At 65.4% G+C, this 22,713-nt stretch carries 24 protein-coding genes and 1 tRNA gene; 6 read left to right on the plus strand and 19 right to left on the minus strand.

Annotated elements, in window-relative coordinates; all coding sequences use genetic code 11:
* Nucleotides 1–95: 95 nt before the first annotated feature.
* The 9 genes from HALKA_RS0103445 to HALKA_RS0103485 all read right to left on the minus strand — a co-directional run bounded on the left by HALKA_RS0103445 (nt 96) and on the right by HALKA_RS0103485 (nt 10,465).
* Nucleotides 96–1,136, minus strand: coding sequence for a phosphotransferase family protein (locus HALKA_RS0103445; protein ID WP_018256679.1), 1,041 nt, complete (start codon nt 1,134–1,136; stop codon nt 96–98).
* A 165-nt stretch (nt 1,137–1,301) separates the two neighbouring features.
* Nucleotides 1,302–2,519 (minus strand): phosphoglycerate kinase, encoded by a 1,218-nt coding sequence (locus HALKA_RS0103450; protein ID WP_018256680.1) that lies wholly within the window; start codon nt 2,517–2,519, stop codon nt 1,302–1,304.
* Between the two features lie 125 nt (nt 2,520–2,644).
* Nucleotides 2,645–3,478 (minus strand): DUF8054 domain-containing protein, encoded by an 834-nt coding sequence (locus HALKA_RS0103455; protein ID WP_018256681.1) that lies wholly within the window; start codon nt 3,476–3,478, stop codon nt 2,645–2,647.
* A gap of 40 nt (nt 3,479–3,518) precedes the next feature.
* Nucleotides 3,519–4,049, minus strand: a complete 531-nt coding sequence (locus HALKA_RS0103460; RefSeq protein WP_018256682.1) for a DUF7974 family protein — start codon at nt 4,047–4,049, stop codon at nt 3,519–3,521.
* A 99-nt stretch (nt 4,050–4,148) separates the two neighbouring features.
* A complete protein-coding gene (locus tag HALKA_RS0103465; protein WP_044956610.1) occupies nt 4,149–5,483 on the minus strand; it encodes an ABC transporter ATP-binding protein in 1,335 nt (444 codons plus the stop codon).
* Nucleotides 5,476–6,543: an ABC transporter ATP-binding protein gene (locus tag HALKA_RS0103470; protein WP_018256684.1), complete on the minus strand. Its 1,068-nt coding sequence runs from the start codon at nt 6,541–6,543 to the stop codon at nt 5,476–5,478. Before HALKA_RS0103470 ends, HALKA_RS0103465 begins: the two co-directional genes overlap by 8 nt.
* Complete coding sequence (locus HALKA_RS0103475; protein WP_018256685.1) at nt 6,543–7,586, minus strand: ABC transporter permease; 1,044 nt, start codon at nt 7,584–7,586, stop codon at nt 6,543–6,545. The genes HALKA_RS0103470 and HALKA_RS0103475 overlap by 1 nt, the downstream gene beginning before the upstream one ends.
* A 2-nt stretch (nt 7,587–7,588) precedes the next feature.
* Entirely contained in the window at nt 7,589–8,545 is a 957-nt protein-coding gene (locus tag HALKA_RS0103480; protein ID WP_018256686.1) for an ABC transporter permease, read from the minus strand.
* Between the two features lie 12 nt (nt 8,546–8,557).
* Nucleotides 8,558–10,465 carry an ABC transporter substrate-binding protein gene (locus HALKA_RS0103485; RefSeq protein WP_018256687.1) on the minus strand — a complete coding sequence of 636 codons (1,908 nt, stop codon included), beginning with the start codon at nt 10,463–10,465 and terminating at the stop codon, nt 8,558–8,560.
* A gap of 495 nt (nt 10,466–10,960) precedes the next feature.
* On the opposite strand from HALKA_RS0103485, the gene HALKA_RS0103490 reads away from it, so the two are divergent.
* From HALKA_RS0103490 to HALKA_RS0103500, 3 genes are all read left to right on the plus strand, one after another.
* Nucleotides 10,961–12,223, plus strand: coding sequence for a DUF7405 family protein (locus HALKA_RS0103490; protein ID WP_018256688.1), 1,263 nt, complete (start codon nt 10,961–10,963; stop codon nt 12,221–12,223).
* 54 nt (nt 12,224–12,277) lie between these two features.
* Complete coding sequence (locus tag HALKA_RS0103495; protein WP_018256689.1) at nt 12,278–13,330, plus strand: iron transporter; 1,053 nt, start codon at nt 12,278–12,280, stop codon at nt 13,328–13,330.
* A gap of 98 nt (nt 13,331–13,428) precedes the next feature.
* Nucleotides 13,429–14,280, plus strand: a complete 852-nt coding sequence (locus HALKA_RS0103500) for a DUF8231 family protein (protein WP_018256690.1) — start codon at nt 13,429–13,431, stop codon at nt 14,278–14,280.
* Between the two features lie 108 nt (nt 14,281–14,388).
* On the opposite strand, the gene HALKA_RS0103505 is transcribed toward HALKA_RS0103500, so the two are convergent.
* The 4 genes from HALKA_RS0103505 to HALKA_RS0103520 form a co-directional block, all read right to left on the minus strand.
* Nucleotides 14,389–14,601 carry a DUF8123 family protein gene (locus tag HALKA_RS0103505; RefSeq protein WP_012808072.1) on the minus strand — a complete coding sequence of 71 codons (213 nt, stop codon included), beginning with the start codon at nt 14,599–14,601 and terminating at the stop codon, nt 14,389–14,391.
* A gap of 425 nt (nt 14,602–15,026) precedes the next feature.
* Nucleotides 15,027–15,099: transfer RNA gene (locus HALKA_RS0103510), tRNA-Lys, on the minus strand.
* A 40-nt stretch (nt 15,100–15,139) separates the two neighbouring features.
* Nucleotides 15,140–16,129: an NOG1 family protein gene (locus tag HALKA_RS0103515; protein WP_018256691.1), complete on the minus strand. Its 990-nt coding sequence runs from the start codon at nt 16,127–16,129 to the stop codon at nt 15,140–15,142.
* Between the two features lie 130 nt (nt 16,130–16,259).
* Nucleotides 16,260–16,634, minus strand: a complete 375-nt coding sequence (locus HALKA_RS0103520; protein WP_018256692.1) for a DUF7344 domain-containing protein — start codon at nt 16,632–16,634, stop codon at nt 16,260–16,262.
* Between the two features lie 109 nt (nt 16,635–16,743).
* Here HALKA_RS0103520 and HALKA_RS0103525 point away from each other — a divergent pair, with 109 nt between their 5' ends.
* Nucleotides 16,744–17,061, plus strand: a complete 318-nt coding sequence (locus HALKA_RS0103525) for an ASCH domain-containing protein (protein WP_018256693.1) — start codon at nt 16,744–16,746, stop codon at nt 17,059–17,061.
* Between the two features lie 181 nt (nt 17,062–17,242).
* Here HALKA_RS0103525 and hisE read toward each other — a convergent pair whose 3' ends face one another.
* From hisE to pdxT, 3 genes are all read right to left on the minus strand, one after another.
* Entirely contained in the window at nt 17,243–17,542 is a 300-nt protein-coding gene (hisE, locus tag HALKA_RS0103530; protein WP_018256694.1) for a phosphoribosyl-ATP diphosphatase, read from the minus strand.
* A gap of 42 nt (nt 17,543–17,584) precedes the next feature.
* Nucleotides 17,585–17,782, minus strand: a complete 198-nt coding sequence (locus HALKA_RS0103535) for a hypothetical protein (protein WP_018256695.1) — start codon at nt 17,780–17,782, stop codon at nt 17,585–17,587.
* Between the two features lie 81 nt (nt 17,783–17,863).
* Nucleotides 17,864–18,457 (minus strand): pyridoxal 5'-phosphate synthase glutaminase subunit PdxT, encoded by a 594-nt coding sequence (gene pdxT / locus HALKA_RS0103540; protein WP_018256696.1) that lies wholly within the window; start codon nt 18,455–18,457, stop codon nt 17,864–17,866.
* 87 nt (nt 18,458–18,544) lie between these two features.
* Between pdxT and HALKA_RS0103545 the strand changes: the two genes are divergently transcribed.
* Nucleotides 18,545–19,564 carry a PrsW family intramembrane metalloprotease gene (locus tag HALKA_RS0103545; RefSeq protein ID WP_018256697.1) on the plus strand — a complete coding sequence of 340 codons (1,020 nt, stop codon included), beginning with the start codon at nt 18,545–18,547 and terminating at the stop codon, nt 19,562–19,564.
* On the opposite strand, the gene HALKA_RS0103550 is transcribed toward HALKA_RS0103545, so the two are convergent.
* Entirely contained in the window at nt 19,565–20,143 is a 579-nt protein-coding gene (locus HALKA_RS0103550; RefSeq protein WP_018256698.1) for a riboflavin synthase, read from the minus strand. It lies immediately after the preceding gene.
* A gap of 98 nt (nt 20,144–20,241) precedes the next feature.
* Between HALKA_RS0103550 and HALKA_RS0103555 the strand changes: the two genes are divergently transcribed.
* Nucleotides 20,242–20,475: a DUF7533 family protein gene (locus HALKA_RS0103555; RefSeq protein ID WP_018256699.1), complete on the plus strand. Its 234-nt coding sequence runs from the start codon at nt 20,242–20,244 to the stop codon at nt 20,473–20,475.
* 58 nt (nt 20,476–20,533) lie between these two features.
* On the opposite strand, the gene HALKA_RS0103560 is transcribed toward HALKA_RS0103555, so the two are convergent.
* Complete coding sequence (locus HALKA_RS0103560; protein ID WP_018256700.1) at nt 20,534–22,375, minus strand: UvrD-helicase domain-containing protein; 1,842 nt, start codon at nt 22,373–22,375, stop codon at nt 20,534–20,536.
* 110 nt (nt 22,376–22,485) lie between these two features.
* Complete coding sequence (locus tag HALKA_RS22430; protein ID WP_012808084.1) at nt 22,486–22,644, minus strand: DUF7563 family protein; 159 nt, start codon at nt 22,642–22,644, stop codon at nt 22,486–22,488.
* Nucleotides 22,645–22,713: the final 69 nt, after the last annotated feature.

Raw genomic sequence — 22,713 nt, forward strand, 5'->3', positions numbered from 1 at the left:
TTGGTATTAATATTCTAATAAGAATAATTAATCGGGCAGGACGCCAGCGGGTGACGCCCCTCCGAGGACCGATCGTCGGCACCGCCTCCGAACGGCTACGGGCCCTGGTCGAGGAGTGACTCGACGAGGGAGCGCTGACTCGCGACGAAGCGCTCGGCTCGCGGTCCCGACCAGTACGGCGCCCACGAGAGCGACGCGACGGTCGACAGCAGGAGGTACAGACGGCGTCGCCGCCGGAAGGCCTCGTCGGTGGCCAGCGAGCGTCGATCGCGGTACCCTTCGTGGAGCGACGCTCTCACACGCTGTCGTTTGTCACTCCCCAGCGGTGCCCATCCCGAGCAGTACTGTTCGGTCACGGCGAGTTCGAACTCGTCGTGGACGCTCCGTGCACCGCCCCAGTCAAGCACCGCGCGGACCCGACCCGCGCCCTCGTCGACCACGACGTTCCGCGGCTGGTAGTCGTAATGAGCGAGGACCGGATCAACGGCCGGAAGCTCCGGGAGCTCACTGTCGAGGACTGACTGGACCGTCGACGCCAGCCCGTCCAGTCGCGTGTCCCCCTCGGTTTCCGCGGCGAGTTCCCGGAGCCACGACTGCCACGAGCCAGCCGGGTCAGTCACGGTGAGCGTCCCGTCGTCGACGGTGATCGGACCGAACCCGGACACCGGTCCGCAGTCGTGCAGTGCCGCCAGGTGGCGCCCGGCCTGCCGGACGATGTCGTCGAGTATCCCATCGGGCCACCCGGTGTCCCCGTTCTCCCGAGCGCTCGCCCGCGTGGGGGATCCACCCTCGACGTGCTCCATCACGAACGACGGAGCCGGCAGGTCGTCGGGTTGCAGGTGACTGCCATACACGTCGGGGACCGGGATCGAGGTGTGGTCGGCGACGTACCGGAGCAGTGCGGGCTCCCGACGGAGTCCCGTCGCGTCGCCCTCCACAGCGGCCTTGAACACGACGGTCCGCCGGTCACCCTCCTGGTCTCGGACGCCCACACGATACGTCGTCGCCGACCCGGTGCGCAACGGCTCCGCGTCCAGCACCTCACACTCGATGCCGGCGGCGGCGACCATCAGCGCAATCATCTGTTCGGAGAACGGGTCCGGATCCCGTTCCCGGAGCGACGACGGTTCTCTCATGGGCAAATAGTGTAAAACTACAGTCAAAAAGATGTCGGATAGATCTCCCGGCGACGCTGGGCTCTGGTCTGACGTCATCGCTGCCACGTGACGCGACACCGATAGTCGCGCGCGTCATCGAGAACAGCGATGATCGAAAGCGACGCGATCCCCAGACCGAGCGCCTCAGTCCTCGCGCTGGAGGACCTCGACGCCGATCAGTGATGCCCCGGTGAGCGCGCGGATGTACGCCCCGCCTGCGATCGAGACGTGGCCGAAGTCGTCCTCGCTCATGCCGTACATCTCGATCGCCCGGGAGGTGTCGCCGCCACCGACCACCGAGAAGCAATCGGTCTCGGCGATCGCTTCCAGCACCGACACGGTCCCGACGGAGAAGCGCTCTTCCTCGAAGACACCCAGCGCACCCTTCACGAAGACGGCCTCCGAGTCCCGGACCACGTCGGCGTAGCCCTCGGCGGTATCGCTACCCACGTCCATGAACGAGACCGTCTTCTCGTCGATGTCGGCCACGTTCGTCTCGGCGCGGTCGCCGTCCTCGTCGGCGTAGGCCATGTCCGTCGCCAGCGTGATCTTCTCGCGGTTCTCTTCGAGGATCCGCTCGATCAGCTCGTGGTTGTCCGCCCACTGGGAGTCGTAGAGATCGAGGTCGGGATCGAGGTCGAAGCCCACGGGCGCGCCGTCGGCCCGCAAGAACAGTTCGCCCGCGATCCCGCCCAGCAGGAAGTCGTCGACCGTGTCGCCGAGGTGGTCCATCACGTCGATCACGTCGGTCGCTTTCGTCCCGCCGACGGCCATCGTCACCTGCCCGTCGAACTCCTTCTGTGCGATGGCGGTGTTTGCCTCGTACTCGGTCTCCATGACGCGGCCGGCGTACGCCGGGAGCACGAGCGGGAAACCCACCAGCGAGGCGTGCGAGCGGTGGGCCGCCGAGTAGGCGTCGTTGACGTATGCGTCGAACTCCGGGGCGAGCGTTCGGACGAACTCCGTCTCGGCCTTGACCTCGGGGTCTTCCTCGGGCAGTTCCTCGCCACACATCCGGGTGTTCTCCAGCAGGAGCACGTCGCCGCCGCCGAGGTCGTCGATAGCGGCCAGCGCGTCCTCGCCGAAGGTGTCGGAGACGAAGTCCACGTCACTGCCGATGTGTCCGCTCAGGATGTCGGCGTGCTGTTCGAGCGAGACGAACGTGTCTCGACCGGGGCGGCCCTGGTGGGCCATCAGCACGGTCTCGAAGCCACGGTCGGCGAGTTCCCGAACCGTCTTCGCGTGGCGTTCGAACCGGCGGTTGTCCTGCACCGCGCCGTCCTCGACCGGCGAGTTCAGGTCGAGGCGGACGAGGACGCGCTGTCCGTCTGCGAGGTCGTCGAGCGTCTGGAACGCTGCCATACGCGAGGAGAGAGGCGTCCGGGAGAAAAAACCGCCCGATCCGTCTCACACTGTCGGCTGTCAGTCTGTGACGAATGTCGCGACCCCGTATCGCGAATTTCTCAAAACAGTGACAGCCGGCAGTATCAGCGGGTGAGCTTCGCCTCGTGGTTCTCGTCGAGTTCGCGCAGTCGGTCGCCACACGAGCCACACTCCGCGGCGATCACCTCGTGGAGCCCACAGCAGGACTCGACGGTGTCTGCCGTCGTCGTGATCTGGCCGCCACACGCGGGACAGTCGTCCCCCAGCGTCCGCAGTTCCTCGCGGATGGTCGCGCGCTGTTCGACCGGCACGTCGGTCCAGCGGTCGGTCCACGCTGCCATCGCCGCGTCGGTCGCCACGTCCGCGAGCAGCGCGGCCTCGCTTGGCCACTTGCGAATCCGGTTGTCGATCTCGATGGCCGGGTAGTCGCGGTCCGTCGTCGCGACCGAATCGGGAGCGGCGTCGAACAGGGTCGCCAGCGTCGCCGGTTCCCGCAGCGAGTCGCGGTTAGCCTCGACGTGCTCGTCTCGCAGCGCCGCAAAGTCCTCGGTGAAGCGGTCGCTCCCGCCGTCGCGGGCGACGACGCCCTCGTCGGCGAGGAACCGTTCGGAGTCGACGGCGTTCTCGCGGTGCTGCTCGATCTTCTGGATCGTCTCCCACTCCTCGTCGTCCGCCTCGTGGTCGTCGAAGCGCGCACGGATCGGCTCGGGGAGGTACCGCTTGGTCAGCGTCGGGGTCCCGGGGACGAGATAGCCACGCAGGTAGATCGACAGCAGCGAGACGACGAAGACGGCGACGCCGGCCGGTGGGACGACGACGCCGACGAGTGTGCTCGCTACGGCGGCGATGACGACGTTGACGGCGGTACAGGGGACACAGCGGTTCGGACCGGTGTACTCCGGCCGGCGAACGCGCTCGACCACAGAGAACTCTGTCATAGAGGGGGTTGGTGGTCAGCCGTCAAAACTGGTCGGGCTCTTACCGCACGAGTCGGACGACACACTCGTCGGCGAGAGACCCCTCGTGACCGTCGACGTTGACGTGTGCGCCGAGGGCGTACTCGCCGGGGTCGGCCGGCTCCCACTCGCGCTCTGTCACCCGGAATCGTCCGCTCCACTCGCCGGCAAACTGCTTGCGTTCGCCCCGCTCGAAGTGGAGTTTGCCCTCCTCGTCGGGCGGGTCGTACTGGTCGACGTGGGACGCTTCGGTGAGGCCCTCGACCGTCCAGGCCCACAGCACCGGGGACCGCGTCGTCAGCGTGATCGGGATCGGCAGCGCGTTTTTCATCGTCACGCGAAAGGGGATGGCACTCCCGAGTTCGTACTCGGCCTGGGGCGTCTCGATCGACAGCGAGATCGCCCAGCGGCGGATCGCCCTGGGGACGAGCCACCGGCTCAACAGGCCGCTGTTGACCGAGCGAGCCGACTGTGGTCGGTACTCGTCGTCATCGTCGTCCGGAGTAAAGGGGTCCACGTCGTCTGGCGGCCCCCCGCCGAGCAGTCCGCGCATCGACTGGACGGCGGGTCGGAACGAGCAAAAACCTTGGCGTCCCGGCCGCAGTCCAGTCGTGTCCGATCTCGACGATCGCCGCGCGGGCGGCCAGCGAGGTCAGTCGCCAGCGAGCTCGCCGTCACGGAGGACGGCCGGTGGATCCGGGTAGTCGTCCTCGTACAGCAGACAGGCGATCTGCTGGCCGTCGCCGGTGTGAGTCAACGGCGGGTCCCGTCGTTCACAGGGCGACTCGAAGGCCTCCGTCGCACGGCTGCGCGCGCCGTCCAGATCCGCCTGGGCCAGATCGTCGACCAGATCGGACAGCACCGACTCGACCTGGGGGTCCCCGACCTGCTCGGGGAGCCCGAACTCCTCGCGGACGAGGCGGTCCAGTTCGTCCCGGCCAGCGTCGTGAGGATCGGTGTCCTCGTCGGCCGGGATCGCCGTCAGAGACTTCAGAGAGTCGGTCCCGGAGAGCCTGATCTTCAGGTCCATGACGGCACGCCACACGGACTGGTCGAGATCGTACTCGTCGGGCTGGATCACCCGCGGACACCGCGTGTGGAACCGACAGCCGCTCGGCGGGTCGATCGGCGACGGGACGCTGCCAGACAGCAGCGTCTGGTCTGCCTCCCACAGCGGGTCCGGTTCGGGAATCGCCGACAGCAGCGCTTCCGTGTAGGGGTGGTGTGGGGGGTTGAACACCGACTCGGTCGGCCCGACCTCGGCGACCTGGCCGAGGTACATCACCGCGATCCGATCCGAGATGTGTTCGACGACGCTGAGGTCGTGGGCGATGAAGACGTAGGAGAGCCCGAACTCCTCCTGGAGGTCTTCGAGCAGGTTCAGAATCTGGGCCTGGACGGACACGTCAAGCGCCGAGACGGGCTCGTCGCAGATGATGACCTCCGGATCGACCGCCAGCGCGCGCGCGATGCCGATCCGCTGGCGCTGCCCCCCGGAGAACTCGTGGGGGTACCGGTTGGCGTGGCTGGGGTTGAGCCCGACCGTCTCGAGGAGTTCGTAGATTCGCTCCATGCGAGCGTCGCCGCTGGCGATGTCGTGGATGTCCAGGGGCTCGCCGATGATGTCTCCGACGGTCAGGCGCGGGTTCAGGCTCGAAAACGGGTCCTGAAAGATGTACTGGAGGTCGGTACGCAGCGATCGCAGCTTCGAGTTCGAGACCTCGGTGAGGTCGATCTCCTGTTGGCCGTCGTGGTAGTACACCGACCCCTCGGTGGGCTCGACGAGCTGGAGCATCGAGCGGCCCAGCGTCGTCTTCCCGCAGCCACTCTCACCGACGACACCCAGCGTCTCGCCGGCTTCGAGTTCGAGATCGACGCCGTCGACGGCTCTGACCAGCTGTGGCTCGCCGAGCAGCCGGTCGACGAAGCCCTCGTCGCTCTCGTAGTACTTCGTGAGCCCCTCGGTTCGGAGGATCGTTCTACTCACGCTGATCACCCGGTGTGATCTGTGGGTCCTCGCCGTCGACTTCGACGGTGTAGTCCAGCCCGCCGGTCAGATCGCCCGTGTACTCCAGGCAGGCGGCGGCGTGTTCGCCCGGGTCGCCGCTGGCCTCGTGGCCGGTCTCGGGATCGACGAGCACCGGGTCCTTGCGGGTGCAGGCCTCCTCCGCGTACGGACAGCGGGGGTGGAAGCTACAGCCCGTGGGAACGTCGACGAGGTCCGGCATCGTGCCGGGGATCGTCTGGAGGCGCTCTCGCGTGTCCCCGATCCGGGGAATCGAGCTCATCAGCCCGACCGAGTAGGGGTGTTTCGGGTCGTAGTACAGCTCCTCGACCGGTGCCTTCTCGACCGGCCGACCGCCGTACATCACCATCACGCGATCGCACACCTGTGCGATCACGCCGAGGTCGTGGGTGATCAGCTGGATCGACGTGTCGAACTCGTCGGCGAGGTCCTCGAGCTGGTCGAGGATCTTCGCCTCGATGGTCACGTCCAGGGCGGTCGTGGGCTCGTCGGCGATCAACAGGTCGGGATCACAGGACAGCGCCATCGCGATCACCGCTCGCTGTTGCATCCCGCCGGAGAACTCGTGGGGATAGTCCGAGTAGCGCGCTTCCGCCTCGGGGATCCCGACCTCGTCGAGGAGGCGAATCGTCCGTTCCTTTGCCTCCCGCTCGCCGTAGTCGAGGTGGTGTCTGATCACCTCGGAGATCTGTTCCCCGACGGTGTAGACGGGGTTGAGCGCGGTCTGGGCGTCCTGGAAGATCATGGCGATCTCGTTGCCGCGGATCGAGCGGACCCGCTCTTCGCTCATCTCAAGGAGGTCCTCGCCCTTGAACAGGATCTCGCCGCTCTCGATCTGGCCGGGGTCCTCGATCAGTCGCATCAGCGACATCGCGGTGACGCTCTTGCCGGCACCGCTCTCGCCGACGACGCCGAACTTCTCGCCGCGTTCGATCGTGTACGAGAGGTCGTCGACGGCCCTGACGACCCCCTCTTCCGTGTAGAAGTTCACGGTGAGGTCGTTGATCTCGACGAGGGCCATCAGTTACCGCCTCCCTGTTCGACGTCGACGTTGCTCTGGGCGTCCAGCGCGTCGTTGACGCCGTCACCGATCATGTTCATCGCCATCACGAAGATGAAGATGGCTCCACCGGGGAAGACGGTCGCCCACCACGGGATCGAACCACCCGGCCCCTGGATGAGCGTCTCGCGGGTCGCGTCCAGCATCGTCCCCCACTCAGGGGTACCCGGCGGGAAGCCCAGACCGAGGAAGCCAAGCGCCGCCACGCCGATGACGACGGTCCCGATCGACAGCGACGCCTGGACGATCAGGGGCGCGATGGCGTTGGGAACGATGTGTCTGAAGATCACCGACCGGTCACGGGCACCGAGGGCCTGTGCGGCCGTGACGTACTGGTTTTGCTTGACCGAGAGTATCTCACCGCGTATCAGCCGTGCGTAGCCGGCCCAGCCGGGGAAGGCGAAGGCCGCGACCAGTTGCCAGTAGCCACCGCCCAGAATGGCGATGATCACCAGCGCCAACACGAGCGCCGGGAAGGCAAAGACCGTGTCGACGATCCGCATCATGACCTCGTCGACCCAGCCGCCGTAGTAGCCCGCGACGGCACCGTAGACGAGCCCGAAGCCGGCAGTGATGAACACGACGACGAAGCCGATCGAGATGCTCGCGCGACCGCCGACCATCACGCGCGAGAACATGTCTCGGCCCGAAGCGTCGGTTCCCATCGGATGTGTCAACGACGGCGGGTCGTACGCGCCGGCGTTCGAACCGGGTTCGAGAAAGAGACTCTTCTGGGGCTCGAAGGGTGCGAGCGAGATCGGCTGGACGGTGATGCCGGCGATCTCGACCGGCCGAGCGAACGTCGTCAACACCACCATGATCGCGACGACCGAGAGCCCGATCATCGCCGTCCGGTTGCTCTTGAACTGCCGCCAGGCGCGGTGCCAGCGGCCCTCCGTTCCGCCACCCGTTCCACCCGCTGTCCAGTCGGACAGTGGCTCCCGTTCGGTCACCTGTTCCGTGTCGAAACCGCTGATCTGTATCCGTCCTCGTTGCGTAGACATAGTTAGTCGTATCTGATCCGTGGGTCCAGCATCGCGTAGACGATGTCTGCGAGTAGGTTCGCGAGCACGAGTGCGACGCCGGTAAACAGCGTGATCGCCAGGATGAGATTGACCTCGCGGGAGGTGATCGCCTGGACGAACTCTCGGCCCAGTCCGGGCCAGCTGAAGACGACCTCGACGACGACCGAGCCAGCGACGATGTTGGCGGTCAGGAACGCCGCGACCGTCGTCACCGAGATCAGGGAGTTGCGCAGAACGTGCTTGAGGATCACCGTTCGCTCGGGCAGTCCTTTCGCCCGCGCGGCGGTGACGTACTCCTTGTTGAGCTCCTCGGCCATCGACGAGCGCATGATCCGCATCAGCGTCGAGGCGGAGGCGGTCCCGATCGTGATGCCGGGCATCACGAGGAACCACAGTGTGTCCAGACTCAACAGTCCCTTTCGCGGGGGCAAGACCGGCCAGATGTTGAACACCAGCGCACCGAACAGGATCAGCATCAGGCCGAGCCAGAAGTTCGGAATCGAGATGCCCGAGAGGGCGACGAAGCGACTCACGTGGTCGCCCAGGTCGTCCTTGTTGACGGCCGCGTAGATCCCCGTCGGGATAGCGATGACCAGTGCGAACACCCATCCGAACAGCCCGAGCACGATCGTTTCGGGCAGCCGGCTCATGATGACGTCGTTGACGCTGACACCCGAGCGGGTGATGACGGGACCGAGATCGCCTTGTAACACGTTCCCGATCCAGCGGAGATACTGCTCCCAGACCGGGAGGTCGTATCCGTATCGTTCGCGCAACGCCGCCTCTTCGGCCGGACCGACATCCGGGTTGAACGACACCAGCACGTCGATCGGGTCGCCCGGCGTGAGATGTACCATGCCGAACGTGACGATCGAGACACCGAACAGTATCGGGATCGTCAGCAGTACTCGTTTGACGATGAAACGTCGAAGGCCCATACGTTGTCCTCGTTATCTGCTGAGGTACGTAATCTGTTCGTCCTGTGGAGCGAACAGGCCGTATCCGATGATGTCCTGCGTGCTCGGATACGTGTTGAACCCGTTGACGACGGTGTCGTCAACGACACCGACGAGCGTGCTGTGCGTACCGTAGGAGTTGGCGCTGAGTTCGAGGACGCGTTCCCAGACCGCGTTGTACCGCTCCTGTCTGAGTTCGGGGTCCTGGGCCACGTCGACGCCGTACCGCGCGTCGCGCAACAGCGTACTCAGCTCGTCGTCGTCGATGTTCTGGAAGTTACAACACTGAGCGAAGTTGTCCTGTGAGTGGACGGACTTCGCGTAGCCGTGTGGGTTGAACCCGCCCGAGAGCCCGATGAAGGCGAACTTGCCGTCGTCGTAGTACTCCTCGCTGAGGAGTTGGCCGATGAAGTCGAGGAACTCGTAGGTCTCCAGAGTGGCCTCGAAGTACTCCGACCGATTGAGCGCTTCCTGGATCAGCTCGACGGTGCGGACGCGGTCGTCGTTGTCGGAGTTCGTCTCCAGCTGGACCTCGATCGGGGTCTCCCAGCCGTTGTCATCGATTGCCTCTTCGACGAGTTCCGTCGCTCGCTCTTGGTCGTATTCGTTGTACTCGCGGCCGTCCTCGACGAGCTGCTCGTAGTCGTCGGTCCCCGTCCCGGCAGCGACCGGCGGCAGCGGCGTCCAGGCCGGATTTTCCCACCCGGAGAAGATGTTCTGGGCGATATTTTCACGCGGGATGAGGTGGTTGATCGCCTGTCGAACCCGCTTGTCGGTGAAGGGTTCGACCGTGACGGGGTGCTGGAGGAACGTGTAGCCGGCACCGTCGGTCGGGGCCGTCCGGAAGTCCTCGGAGTTCTGGTAGTCGTTAAGCGTGCTCGCGGTCAGCCCGTAGCTCATGTCGATCTCGCCTTCCTGGAGGGCAGCAGACCGTGAAGCGTCCTCCGAGACGAACGAGATGTCGACTTCGTCGACGACCGGGCCGTTCGGGAACTCCGAGGAGCCCTCGAACCAGTCTTTCATCTCGGTGTCGAACCAGTAGTCGTCGAAGGCGGTGAACACGACGTACTCGCCTTCCTGGAACTCGTCGAGTTCGAACATCCCGGTCCCCATCGGCGTGTTCCCCTGTCGGGGGTCCATCGCCTCGGGCGGGAGCGTCGCCGACTCGGAGGGGTAGATCGGTGCGGCCGCGAGTTCGAGCACCGCGGCGGCGTCAGGTTCCTGGACGTAGAGGTGGACGGTGTAGTCGCCGTCGGCCTGGATGTCCAGCATCGAGTCGTAGTACTGGCCCGACAGCGTCGAGTTCCGGATGCGCTCGTAGGACTCGACGACGTTGTCGGCGGTCATCTCGTTGCCGTTGTGGAACGTGACACCCTCGTGGAGGTCGAACCGGAAGTGCATCCCGTAGGTGCCATCCGCGGCGGCGTCGCCGGCCTCTTCGACGGTCAGAACGCGAGCGTCGTCACCGGACGCAGGATCGTTGTCCGGGTGTTCCAGGACGATCTGTGCGTCCGTGTCGATGACCATCGCGCCGTCTTCGGTCTCGGTGTAGGGGACGGAGGTCATGTAGTCCGCGTAGTCGGTGGGCGTGATATCCTGTACGTCGACCTGTTCGTAGGACTCGGCGAGCCACGGATAGATCTCGCCGCTCGCGTCAGTCTTGGTCAGCCCCTCGAAGATGAGGTTGTGGAGGATCGAAGCCGAAGCGGAGCTACTGTACGCGAAGTCGAACGTGTCCGGTCCCTCACCGATCGCGGCCTTGAACGTCCCGCCCTCTTCGATGTCGGCGGGATCGACCGTGACGCGGTCCTGAACGGGGTCGACGCCGCCGTCGCCGCCGTCGCCGCCGTCGCCACCGTCACCACCACCGCCGAGCTGATCCGAACAGCCCGCAAGTGACATTGCGCTGAGGGCAGCTGCGCTTTGGAGGACCTTACGACGCGAAATACCGGGCAAATTATCGTCCAAATTTAATTTCGACATGTCTGAATCACCAGTGAAAGCCTACCCCACCATCACAGTGGTCATCAAAAAGGGTTGTGGCGTTGTCCCACGCATCAGAGATATATACTATAAATAATCCTATTTAGTTGTGTAATAATCATACATGAGGCAAGTATACTTGCGCCGGCGGTGGTTAACGCTGGTCAATACCCCAGTTCGTAAACAACAATATTGTGGTTTGTCGGAAACTCAATCATATCGAGGCAGGCGCGAGCTGTCGGCCGCTCGCGTCGAATGAATCCATCGCAGCCGTCGGCCGATAGCCGCATATTCCGGCCGCCGAGGATTAGCGTCCGTTATGAAATGACGAGTTGCAGTTAACACTTCGAGACGGCATCCGACGGTCGACGAGAGACCAGAAGGATATTTGTAACGGCGTGCCTAGGACCGCCGATGCAACCCACCCAGCGCGGTGTCTCACGGCGCGAGTTCGTCAAGGCGGCCGTGGCTATCGGCGGGTCGGCCGCGCTGTCGGCCTGTCTCGAACGAGAGTCTCCGGACCTGGCGACCGGAGATCCCTCGTCCGTCCCCGACCGCCAGCACGCCTGGAACGAGGCGTTGCCACGAGACGACCACGGAAACGTCCGAATCCCCCGTCACCACGCCCTCTTGCTCGTCGAGTACAGTGAGACCGGCGTTCCCGACGACGACGCGCGCGAGGCCGTCGAAGCGGCGTTCCGCTCGCTCGAACGAGCCTACCCGTGGAGCAACGAGGGACTGCTCTTTACCGCGGGCTATGCCCCCGCGTACTTCGACCGATACGACGCCGACCTCGACGGCGTTGCGCTGCCAGCGCCAGCGGCACTGGCCCCGTTCGAAGACCCGGAGCTGGACGAACCAGACGCGATGATACACCTCGCCAGCGACTACGGCAGCGTCGTCTTGGGGGCCGAACAGGCCCTGATGGGCGAACGGGCGACGCTCAACGGCGTCGACGTGTCCGGCTTCGGCGAGGTCTTCGACCGCGTGGACAAGCGGACCGGGTTCGTCGGCGACGGCCTCCCCGCGGAGAACCAAGACGTGGACGGGATTCCGGACGACGAGCCCGTCGACGAGGACGCACCGCTGTTCATGGGCTTCGAGTCCGGCTTCGAGAAGAATCAGGCCAGCGAGGACGGCGTCGCGATCGAGAGCGGCCCCTTCGCCGGTGGGACGACCCAGCACCTCTCGAAGATCCGGCTCCATCTGGACCAGTGGTACGATCAGGACAGTCGCTCCCAGCGTGTCGCGAAGATGTTCTGCCCGGCCCACGCGGAGGACGATCGCGTCGAGGGCGTCGGCGAGAACCTCGGCGACGACAATCAGGTCGGCGACTGCGTCGACGACATCGAGGCCGACGCCGGCAGCCACGGAATCGTCGGTCACGCCCAGAAGAGCGCCCGCGCACGCGACGAGAACGACACGCCGGTCCTGTTGCGCCGGGACTTCGACTCGACCGACGACGGCGCGGCCGGCGTCCACTTCCTCTCGCTGCAGTCGTCGGTCGCGGACTTCGTCGCGACGCGAGCGGCGATGAACGGCAGCGACGTGAGCGAGGGGTCGAGCGTCGGGACCCGACTCAACAACGGGATCCTCCAGTACATGACCGTCCAGCGGCGGGGCAACTACCTCGTCCCGCCGCGCTCGTCGCGTGCGCTGCCACGGCCCAGCCCGTAGCGTCTTCGACGGTCAGACCACATCGCTATAGAGGGACCAGTGCCAAGCGCCGGTATGGACAGATCGCAGTACACGCGTCGATCGCTCCTCGGTGGCGTCGCCGGCCTCGGTGCGACCGCGATGGCCGGCTGTTCGGGACTCCTCGAAAGTCAAGCCGTCGGCGAGCCGCCGGTCGTCGAGGAACGCCCCAACGCCGTCTACTCCCCGACACACGTCGAGGGGATGGAGATGATCGGTATGACCGACGCGGGCGACCGTCGGATCGGACTGATGTACTCCTACGCCCACCGGTTCTGGACGATGGACGTGGGCGACACCGCACGCGTCTCCGCCGGTGACGCCGACACCCACCTGATGGCGAGCGTCTGGGATCCCGACACCGGACAGGTGTTGCCCGTCCGGAGCGGGCTCTCGATCACGATCGAACGGGACGGCCAGACGATCGACGAGCGCACGCCCTGGACCATGCTCTCACAGAACATGGGCTTTCACTACGGCGACAACGTCTCGCTCGACGGGGACGGCACCTACACCGTCACGGTCGAGGCCGGCGGAGTCGGGATCGACCGGCTCGGCGCGTTCGCAGATCGCTTCGCAGAGCCGGTCACCGCCGAGTTCGAGTGGGAGTTCAGCCGGAGTCGGAGAAACGAGATCAGCTTCCGGCAACTGGACGGTGCCGGCGACCCCGGCGCACTCGACCCGATGGAGATGAAGATGCCCCTCTCGGTCGCGCCCGCTCGCGAGGACCTTCCGGGACAGGTCGTCGGAACCGGCGAGACCGGCGACGCGACCCTCGTCGTGGCAGTGACCGACCGCGGCGGAGAGCCGTACCTCGCCGTCGCCCCCCGGACGCCGTACAACCGCTACGTCCTGCCGGCCATGTCGCTGTCCGCGACGCTCGCCCGCGAGGGCGAGGCGGTCCTGGACGACTCGCTGTCGGCCGCGATCGATCCCGAACTTGGCTATCACTACGGAACCGCAGTCGACGGCGTCGACTCCGGCGACGAGCTGACGATCACCGTCGATTCGGTCCCGCAGGTCGCTCGCCACGAGGGCTACGAGACCGCCTTCCTCTCGATGCCCGACGTGGAGCTGACCGTCGAGTGACGGCACGACCGCGGAGTGCGGTCCACCCGCCGTTCACGACCGCTGTGGTGCGCGTGGAAAAGAAATCGTTATAGGTCGCGGCTTCCGACCGTCGAAGTATGCAACGACGAGCCGCGGCGATTTACTTCGTGTTCTTCCTCGTCGTCGGTGCTGGGGCGTATGCCTACATCGGCGTCGCCGAGCAGACCAGCCAGCCACAGTACGACCTCGACGGAACGATGGTCGAGAGCAACGAGACGGTCGCGATCGGCGAGACCGAGTACACGCTCAGCGGGATCAATCGCGAAGGAGGGAGCCACGGCAGTGGCGGCGAGCTCGTCTCCGAGCTGACCTGGACCAACGCCTCTTACGTCGGCACGGGATCGATCTCGCACAACTCGACGACGGAGTATCAAAACGAGAGCTACCGGGTCCTCGTCGCCAACGAGACCGGCGTCTCCGAGTTCACGCTGGAGGCCCAGCAGAACGTCAGCGCGATCTTGCAGGCCGACCCCGCGGTCGAGAACACCACCGCGACGCGTGACGGGACCGACTACGTCGTCTACCGGAACAACGACACCATCCAGCCACTCGCGGAGTACCTGCCCGAACCCGAGCGCCGGACCGTCTCCGTGGGCGAGACCTTCCCCTACGAGGGCAACGACGCGACCGTCGTCAACGTCACCGCCAGCGAGGTCCGCCTCGAATGGGACAGCTCCGAGGAGAACGCCGTCGAGCTCACCGAGGGCGGGAACGTCACGCTCGCCGACGGCCAGCAGTACTTCGCCAACTACCACGGCGAAGAGTCGGTCTCGCTGGTCCCGGCAAGTCAGTACAGCGAGTACGTCCAGACGAACAACGAACGCGACAGCTTCCAGACGCGGCTCAACGGTCTGTGGGGAATCGCGATCATCAGCGGACTCGCCGCACTGACCGCCCTCTCGACCGCGTACCTGCCCGTCCGGGGCTAACACGTCCGGCCGTCACTCTTTCGTGAGCGTTACTCTCCGAGTATCGGATGTGGGTACACGGCCGCCGCTGTGAACAGTCGCCGCCAGAAACACCGCTTCTCGCTCGCGTTACCGCCCGCTCCAGCTGAGCGACGCCAGCGCCGCGCCCAGCGCGATCGTCGCCACGACGCCCAGAATCTGTAGCACCGACACCACCAGACTCCCGTTGGTCGTCCACGGCGTGCCCGCGACAGTTCCGAGTCCGATCAACACGAGCACCACGCCCGTGCCGATCCCGAGCGGTTCCGCGAGGTCGTCGAATCGCTCCGTGAGTGCGTTCATACTCGCCACCTCGGCACTGACCGTGGTAAATCTCGTGGTTCTGGCACGCGCCGTCGGATCTCCGACTCGGAGACACCTCTCATGCGGACAGTTGTAGTTGCGTACCGGTGAGCGTCGCCACGGGGTAGACGCTCACCGCTACATTCCTACAACTGTCCGTATCAGCGTGGTACTCGCAGCAAACTGCGACGGGCCGGGAGGGACCTGAACCGGATCCAGACGTGCTCGCCTGCTGCGCGCGACTGGTAGGGTGCAAGTCCTCCGTACGCATTTGCTGCTCGCAGATCGCTCGCAGCAAACTGCGACGGGCGGGGAGAGACTTGAACCGGAGGAACAAATGCTCACTCGCTTCGCTCCTTGCGCGTTCCTTCCAGGGTTCAAGCCCACGTGACCGCTTCGCCCTTCACGTCCGTTCGTCGCAGAAGCGGGCCGGGAGGGACTTGAACCCCCGACCGTCTGGTTAAAAGCCAGACGCTCTGCCAACTGAGCTACCGGCCCTCGATTTGGTGTGAGGGCAGCGAGGGCTAAGGGCTTACGATTACTCGTCGTCGAAGGGGAGTTCGATTTCGTAGCCGACGGCCTCGATAGCGGCGTCGAGCACGCCGTCGACGTTGTCCTCCTCGGTGACGCTCATGTAGTGGTCGGCCTCGACATCGCGGGTGAGATCCGCCTTGTTCGCGACCGTCAGGACGGGCGCGTCGAAGCGGTCTTCGAGCGCGTCGCGCAGTTCCAGCTGGACCGCGATCGGGTAGCCGCAGTTGCCGCTGGCGTCGAGGAAGACGAGCACGGCGTCGGCGAGGTGCTCGACGGCGCTGACGGCCTGGGACTCGATGTCGTTGCGCTCGGCCTCGGGGCGGTCGAGGAGCCCCGGCGTGTCCACGAGCTGGTAGCGGATGCGGTCGCGTTCGACGTGGCCGACGCGTATCTGTGTCGTCGTGAAGGGGTAGCTCGCAGTTTCGTTGCGGGCGTTCGTGACCAGGTTAACGAACGACGACTTGCCGACGTTGGGGTAGCCGGCGACGACGATGGTCGGTTCGTCGGGGCGGATATCCGGCAGCGTCTTCAGGGCGTCGCGGGCGGCGGAGATGCCGGCGAGGTCGTCTTCGACCTCCTCGACGATGTCCGCCATCCGGGCGAACGCCTGCTTGCGGAGCTTGCGGGCGGTGTCGGCGTCGCCGGTCATCCGACCCTGGTACTCGCTGTGGATGTCCTTGGCCTTGCGAGAGGCCCACTGGACCTCCGAGAGGTGCTGTCGAAGGGCGTCGATGCCGCCCTCGCCCTCGACGTTGCTCGTGATGACGGCGTCGGCGAGTTCGACGTAGAACGGATCGAGCGTGTCGATGTCCGGCCACGCGGTGACGACGTTCTGGAGGTTGTCCGAGACGATGTTCGACGCCGTCTGGAGCATCGACTGCTGGCCCTCGATCCCGGTCTTCGCCTTGCCGGCGCGGGCAGCCCGAGAAAAGGCCTTGTCGATGACTTCCTCGGCGGTCGGCGTCGTCGGAAGGTCCTCGAAGGGATGGCTCATTGGACCGGGATACACGGCCTGCGCGTAAAAGCACGTTCGTTCGAGCGCGCGTCTCGGAGAGTCGGTGCCCAGCGCCGTCGAATCTCGGCGTCGAAGCCCTCGACGGTGCGGCGTCGGGCCGAAGCCAGGGCTACTGTTCCGTGAGCAAGTCACAGTGTCGCCGGAGAGAGGACGGCAGCTCCTCGGCGTGACCGTGGAGCAGGTCGACGAGCGCGGCCGCCTCCGCGAACCGCGGTCCGCGTCTGACACGCAGTGGCTCTCGGTCCCACTCGATCAGATCGGCCTCGGCCAGCGTCGGCAGGTGGGAGTGTACGAATTCTCTGTGTAGCAGGTCCCGGTCGCGCTGTGGCGGCGACGAGTGTGCAGCCTCGGGGAGCGCCAGCGTCTCGTCGGCCCGCGCGTCGGCCAGCGCGACGACGACCCGTCGGCGCGGCTCGGCCGCGAGTGCCCGAAACATCGTATCCCACCGTTCGATCGACCGTCGTCCGTCGACCGTCCCCGTCATCGTTGCGCTGGAGTTATAATCCAGTTCACAAAAAATTTCTGAAAGTAGACTATCAGGAATTGTCGTTCGTTTCGACGCCGCTTTTGTATCGCGTGAGACAACGACGGGTATGGCCGAGATCGACGCCGGGGAGATCCTCCCCAACGAGCACGTCCAGCAGATGGCCGCCGACGGGACGGTCACACAGATGCACCGCGGTCACGCCTACGCCAGCGAGGGCGACACCTTCGTGATCGACGGCCAGCGCTTCGCGGTCACCGACGTGACCCACCGGACGCTGGGGGACCTGACCGACGAGGACGCACGGCGCGAGGGATCGGACGACCTCGAAGCCTACAAGCGCCGCCTCGAACGCGTCCACGACGAATTCGAGTGGGACCCCGAGAGCGACGTGGTGCGCCATCGGTTCGAGCCGGTCGAGGACTGAGGACCGGTTCCCGACCGCTCGTCGGGCTCACGCTCGCTCCTACCGACGAGCCGCCAGTTCGTCCCGCAGATCGCTCACGTCCACATCGCTACCACCTTTTTCCGCTTCGGGTGCGCTGTGCGCACCACTCGCGCAAAAACGTGGGCGAAAAAACGAGCGCTCGCAATGCTCGCGCTCGCTCCTACCGCCGCTCGGCCAGTTCGTCCCGCAGATCGCTCACGTCCAGATCTTTCATCGCCAGCATCACCAGCAGGTGGTAGACGATGTCGGCGCTCTCGTGGGCAATCTCCTCGTGGTCGTCGTCTTTTGCCGCCAAAATCAGTTCCGTCGTCTCCTCGCCCAGCTTTTCCAGGACGGCGTTCTCGCCTTTCTCGTGAGTGAACAGCGAGGCGGTGTAGGAGTCTTCGGGCAGGTCGGCCTTGCGCTGCTCGATGACGCTGAACAGTTCGTCGAGAATCACGTCGGCGTCGGCATCGGTCATATGCAACTCAGCGTGGGCGCGCGTCTTGAGAGCATCGCTCCGTTACGCTGCTCCTGGGTGGTCGTTTGAGAGATAGTAGTACGCAGTGAGTGCGCCGTAGTACAGCAGGCCAGCGATAATCGGGAGCAACACGAACGCAATCCAGTGATTCGGAAGGAGGTCTCCGAAGAGCACGGCTGAGACCATCAACGACGCGAACAGGAGGACGACACTGGTACCGAGCGTCAGTGAGCGGGTCATCTGTCGTCGGCGTTTACGGCCTGTAGACTTTTATTTATCGACTGATTGCAGTCGAAAGAACGGCGCTCGTCACAACCCACTTCAAGCTTCCACACTCTCGAAGAACGCCAGATCGTGGAGCCGGGAGTCCTCTGTCAGCTCCGGGTGGAAAGAGGTCCCGACGACGGGGCCCTGTTTGACCGCCACCGGACGGCCGTCCCACTCGGCCAGCACCGCGACGCCCTCGCCCACGGCGTCGATGACGGGCGCGCGGATGAACACCGCCGGGAAGGGCTCGTCGAGGCCGGCCACGTCCAGTGGGGCCTCGAAGCTGTCTTTCTGGCGGCCGAAGGCGTTGCGCTCGACTGTCACGTCGAGCAGGTCGAGTTCGTCGACGCGGTCGTCCTGTGGGTCCGTCGAGGCGACGATCAGGCCGGCACAGGTCGCCAGCATCGGCTTGCCGGCGTCGACGTGGTCGACGATCTCGGCGGCGATGCCCTCGTCGCGGAGCAGGCGGGAGATCGTCGTCGACTCCCCGCCCGGCAGCAGCAACGCGTCACACTCCGGGACGGTCCCCGAGTGGCGGATCTCGCGGATCTCGGCGTCCTCGCCGTGGGCTCGTGCGGCCCGCTCGATGGCGGTCGCGTGCTCGGACACGTCGCCCTGGACGGCGATCACGCCAGCGGTCAGCGTCATGCCCGCCCGTAGGCGATTGGGGGCGAAAAAGCTCTCGTTGTCGTCGGCGGACCAACGCTTAGGTGCGGGGATTCCCTTGCCGGAGACATGGGAGACAGCCGCCGCGATCCGGTGTCGGTCCGCGACGACGGCTCACAGGACCTCTACGATATTGCAGAGTGGGAAGTCAGGTCGTGGCTCGACCGCGTCGCGTGGCTCTGCTACGCCGCGCTGGTGTACTCGCTGCGCGGGTTCGTCGTGCTCGCGGCGATCGCGATCTTGCTCTCGCAGTTCCTCGTGGGCGGTCTCGGCGCGCTGTCGAATCCGGTACTCGGCGCGTTCACGGTGCTGTCCGCGGTCCCGGCGCTGGCACTGGCCGCCTACGCCTGGCACACCGACGTGACGACCAAAGAGCCACTGGCGTTGCTCGTCGCGACGTTCGCTCTCGGAGTGTTGTTCGCCAGTTTCGCCGGGATCGCCAACAGTGGCCTCGGCCCCGCAGTCCAGGGGATCGGGTCGGGCTTTCTGGCGTCGATCGTCGGCACCGTCCTCTTTTACTTCCTCGTCGTCGGCCCGGTCGAGGAGGGCGTCAAGCTGCTGTCGGTGCGACTGGTCGCCTACCGGAGCGACCGCTTCGACGCCGTCATCGACGGAGCGGTGTACGGTGCAGTCGCCGGACTGGGCTTTGCGACGATCGAGAACGCGCTGTACATCACCCAGAACGCCGACGCTGGCGTGACCGTCGCCAACGCCGTCATGGAGGCCGGCTCGATCACGTTCCTGCGCTCGCTGGCGGGTCCGGGTCACGTGATCTACTCGGCGTTCGCCGGCTACTACCTCGGACTGGCGAAGTTCAACCGCGAACACGCCGGCCCGATCGTCATCAAGGGGCTCATCGTCGCGTCGCTGATCCACGCCACCTACAACACGCTGGTCGGCGTCGTCCCGGCCGTCGTCTCGGTGCTCACCGGCGTCTCGCCGCTGGTCGCCTTCCTCGGCTTCGTCCTCGTCTACGACGGCGTGTTCGGCGCGTTGCTGCTAGGCAAGTTCAACGCCTACGAACGGGCCTACGAGCGGGCACACACCGACGAGGTGCCCGCACCGGAACTGACAGAGTTCGATCCCTGATCAGACCATCCGCTCGACGTACTTCGCGATCACGTCGACTTCCAGGTGGGCGGCGTCGCCGGGGGACTTCTCGGAGAGCGTCGTCACGTCGTAGGTCGTCGGGATGATCGCCACGGCGAAGGAGTCCTCGCAGCGGTCGGCGACGGTGAGACTGATGCCGTCGACGGTGATCGAGCCCTTCTCGACGACGTAGCGCTCCACGTCGGCGGGCAGCGAGAAGGTAAAGCGCCAGTCCTCGCCGACGCGCTCGATCTCCTCGACGGTCGCCGTCGCGTCGACGTGGCCCTGCACGATGTGGCCGTCGAAACGGCCGTCCGCCGGCATCGCCCGTTCGAGGTTCAGTTCGTCGCCCTCGGCGATTTCGTCGAAGAAGGTGCGGTCGATCGTCTCCTCGGCCAGGAACACGGAGAACCACTCGCCCGGTTCGAACGCCTCGACGGTGAGACACGCGCCGCTGACGCTGATCGACTGGCCGTGGCTCAGTTCCTCGAACGGCGATCCGATCCGGAGTCGTCGGCCGTCCGCTGTATCCTCGACCGCCCGCACTTCGCCCGTCGCCTCGACGATGCCCGTGAACATACCACCGCTTTGAACAGCCGTCACAAGAGAGTTATGGCTAACGGATATGGAACGGCCGCAGCGAACGGCTTTTGCCAGACGGTCGCGTACGCTGGCCCATGCCACGCGGGATTCTGGAACTGATCGGCCTCGCCGGCTCGGTCCTGTTCGCGTCGTCAGTGGGGCTGTTCGGTCTCCAAACGCTCGCCGACGGCGACACCCTCGCCGGACTGGGCTATCTGGCCGTCGCTGCGCTGATGGTGCTCGTCCCCTACTACGTGACGACACCCGACGACGTGGCCGGTAGCGCGGCTGAGCGAGCGGTCGGGTGGGTCGTACGAGACGACGACTAGTCCTCAGCGCGCCAGCAGTCGTCGCGCTCAACTACGAGAGAACTCGAAAACGGATCTGTCAGGGCGTCGGCAGCGGTTCCTGAGCCTCGATCAGGAGCTCTTCGGGCGAATCGGGCTTGGGCTCGTTCTCCAAGATCACGTCGATGGGGAGCGTCGGCGCGCCGTCGACGAGATTCTCCATCAGGACGAGCCGCTCGCGTGCGCGGCTCATGCCGACGTAGAACACGCGCCGTTCGTTGTCGGTCAGGGTCGGGATCGGATCGGTGTGCTTGGTGAACTCCTCGTCGCCCGGCACGTGACGGTCGTTTTGCTCGACCTGTGCGGCCATCTGTTCGACGACCTTCTCGGTGAGGTCGGTGCCGACGAAGACGTGGTCGGCCTCGCGGCCCTTGGCGGAGTGGATCGTCCCCAGCCGGACCTGATCGGCGTCCATGCCGGCGTACTCCCCGTGGAAGTAGGCCTCGACGGTCCGCTCCTGGAAGTTGGTCACCTTCCGGAGCATGTCGGCGGCGGCCCGCGGGTCGGGCGCGAACGGTGCGTGTTCGCGGATCACGTCCGGATCGATCTCGATGTCCGCCAGATCGTCTTCCTCGCTGGCGTCTGCGATCTCGTCGAGTTCGTCGAACAGGTCGTCGCGGTCGCCGGTGCCGAAAGCGGAGTCGGCGAGCATGTCCGCGAGGCGGCGGCCCTCCAGCACGGAGAGGGGTTCGTCGGCGTCCAGCGCCTCGACGCCGCGAACGTACTCGGTGAGCCGGTCGGTCCACATCCGCTGGTCGGTCAGGCAGGTGAAGGGGATCCCTTCGCCGATGAACTCGTCCATGAACTGGAACATCTGGTACCGCGCCCGAAAGAGGATCATCACGGTCCCCTCGTCGTCGTCGACGGTCCGGCGGATCTCGCGGACCAGATCGAGCATCGAGGGGTTCAACATCGGCAACACCTCGCCGCCCTCCTTGCGCGGGTTGAGGTCTTTCTCCTGGCGCTTCTCGATGTGGCGCACCTCGCGGTTGACCACGTTGAGAATCGAGGACGGCAGTCGGTAGGAGTTGGGCAGGACCTCGTCGACGTCGACATCTTCCTCAAGCAGCAGGTCGGGGTCTGCGCCCTGCCAGGCGTAGACGACCTGGTCGTCGTCGCCCGCGATGAGGATCTTCGTCATGCGGGGTTTCCACTCCTCGTACACGTCGTACTGGAGGGTGGTGATGTCCTGGAACTCGTCGATGATGAGGTACTCGACGTTGGGCAGCAGCGATCGCTGCTTGACCCGTTCGAGCATGTCTGCGAACCCGGTGAGGTCGTTGTCGCCCTTGTAGGTGCGCCAGGCGCGGATCGCTTCGGGCACGTCGAGTCGGTCGTCGTCGCCGGGCCAGGTCGGCGTATACTTGTTGCCAGTCTGGGCATTGTCGTCAATTTCGGGCGGGAGTCGGACCTCCTCCTCGTCCCACTTGAAGGGCACGTCGTACCAGTCGGCAACGTCCCGGCGAGTGCGCTGGAGCCACTGGCTCGTAGCGATGACCTTGTTCCCGAGCGTCGTCGAGCGGGCCGACCGACGGCGAGACCCTTCGTACTCGTCTTCGAACTCCAGCCCGAACTCGTCACAGAAGTCCTCCTTGTCGGACTCGCCGACCACGTCGCCCCGAGAGAGGTCGAGCAGTTCGTACGCCTTCGCGTGCATCGTACAGACGTTCCCCTTCAGAGAACGTGGGTTGATGTCGAGTCGTTCGGCCAGTCGCTCGCGGATCTCGGCGGCAGCTGCACGGGTGTACGAGACGACCAGAATGTTGCGAACGTCGGCGTCGTCCTCGGACAACAGTTCTTCGACGCGGTCGAGCAGCGCCGTCGTCTTCCCGCTCCCCGGACCGCCGAACAGCCGGACCACCTGCGGGGTCGTGTCAGTCATTGCACACAGAGACGGGCCGCTCACTCATAAACGACGTGCTTTCTACGGGGTGAGTGCTCGGCGTCGCTGGCGGCGCGAGAAGACAGATCGGAGACGACAGCGACGGCGTCCTACGAGTGTCGGGGAGACCGTGCCTCCCGAACGTCTGCGCCGTCACGGATCATGTCCTCGCAGTCGGGACAGACTCGCGGGTCAGTGTCTTCTTGAGGTGTGAACACGCGTACGTAGTCTTTGGTCACGAACGAACCGCAGTTCTGGCACTTTGGCATGGGCTCTCTCCCAACCTAACCCATACTGGTTATCGCTAATATAAGTATCGCCGATTTACATAATGATCG

This window comes from Halomicrobium katesii DSM 19301 (genome assembly GCF_000379085.1).
Lineage (GTDB): Archaea > Halobacteriota > Halobacteria > Halobacteriales > Haloarculaceae > Halomicrobium > Halomicrobium katesii.